At 25.6% G+C, this 1,791-nt stretch carries 2 protein-coding genes; both read left to right on the plus strand.

Translation table 11 applies throughout. The features are described 5' to 3' along the window. The first annotated feature begins 231 nt into the window (after positions 1–231). Positions 232–966, plus strand: a complete 735-nt coding sequence (locus tag EC396_RS12760; protein WP_129366999.1) for a hypothetical protein — start codon at positions 232–234, stop codon at positions 964–966. Between the two features lie 150 nt (positions 967–1,116). Further along, a partial coding sequence (locus EC396_RS12765; protein WP_164975297.1) for an ion transporter occupies positions 1,117–1,791 on the plus strand: 675 nt, incomplete at its 3' end.

Raw genomic sequence — 1,791 nt, forward strand, 5'->3', positions numbered from 1 at the left:
TAACAAAAAACAAAAGGATTTTTATAAAGAACAAGAATGACAAATCTCGGAAAGTACTAAAATTCAATTATCAGCATAACGTGTCGTAAAAACTTGCAACAACTCATAAAATTTATGCTTAAATCTGATTTAGTACAAACGACAAACATTCAATAAACTATTTGCTACGTCCGAAAAATCTCCGATTTTCCAGTCGCACAAATCTTATAAAAGCCCGTTACCACACATAAGATGAAAAAAGTAATATTTTATTTCACAATAATGATTTCAATCTTATGTTTAGCCCTTTTTTATTATTCAAATAAAAGAATTGATGGAATTTATGTAAAAGTTATAGAAATTAACAACTATAACAATGGAAAAGATTTTATAAGAGATTCTCAAAAAATCGTAAAAATAGAAAATCAGAAAATTGTGAGTTATCATTTTGATTATTCTGAATCCAATGATTTTTATGTAATTGGAAATATCATTAAACAAGAACTGAATTTTGATGAAATAGGTTATTTAAATTATAATATTAAAGCTGTTAATAAAGATAGTTTAGTCTTAACGACAAATGGAATTAATAAACAAAAGAAAGTGTTTTTAAGATTACCTGATTCTTTGAAAAACTCCTCAAATTTTAAAAATAAATTATTAGATAAATCTTTTAAACTTGTATCGGAATATGGAATTGATACTGTTCATTTTAATGAAAATTTCTTATTGAATAAGATACCTTTAGGAATTGAGAAAAAATGGGGAATTACTAGTTTGACATATGACACAATTGATAATTTTCAGATTTTAAATACTGGGATGAGTAGATTTTTTATAATCAAAGAAAATAACAATAGAGTTTTCCTTTATTTACCTTCTTTCGATAAAACTTTCAAGCAAGTAGAATTAATTGAAATACAGGTTGATAAATCCAAAATACGAGAGACAATTGAAAATCATCTGAAATATAAAAACGTGTGGTAACAACTGGTATAAAAAATTGCTAAATTCAACAAAATAGAATGTTTTTAAAATATAAATAACTTAAATTTAAACATCGGAAAATTACGTTTTCAAAAAACGCAACTTTCCATACCAAAACCCGTTATGCACTAGTTCCGAAAAAAATTCTCGATGAAAAAGAAAATTTATGAAATAATAAATAAGAATACGATTTTTATAAAATTCATTTATGGATTAATTATTTTAAACGTAATCTCGTTAATTCTTGAATCTTACAATGAGTTAAGAGTTTCATTCTCTGACTTTTTTTATTATTTCGAGTTAATTTCTGTAATTATTTTTACAATCGAATATTTATTAAGATTGTGGACTGCTGACCAAGATGATTCCGTAAAAGGAAGCTCATTCAAGAAAAGATTAAAATTTGGATTTTCAACACTTGGCTTAATTGACTTAATTGCAATTTTACCTTTTTATCTTCCTTTCATTTTTCCATTCGATTTAAGAATATTAAGAATCCTAAGATTATTTAGATTATTAAGAATATTTAAACTTGGTAGATACTCAAAATCACTAAATACTATAACAAGTGTTTTGAAAAGTTCTAAGTCCGAATTGGCAATTACCGGTTTTGTTGCATTTATATTATTAGTATTATCATCGACAATTATGTACTATTTTGAAAATGAGGTTCAGCCTGAAAAATTTGCGAGTATTGGACATTCTTTTTGGTGGGCGGTTGCAACTTTAACTACCGTTGGTTATGGTGATGTTTTTCCAATTACAGCAATGGGAAAAATTATGAGTGGTATAATTGCATTAATAGGAATTGGATTTATTGCACTT

The organism is Lutibacter sp. HS1-25 (assembly GCF_004121075.1).
In the GTDB taxonomy this organism is placed as follows: Bacteria; Bacteroidota; Bacteroidia; order Flavobacteriales; family Flavobacteriaceae; genus Lutibacter.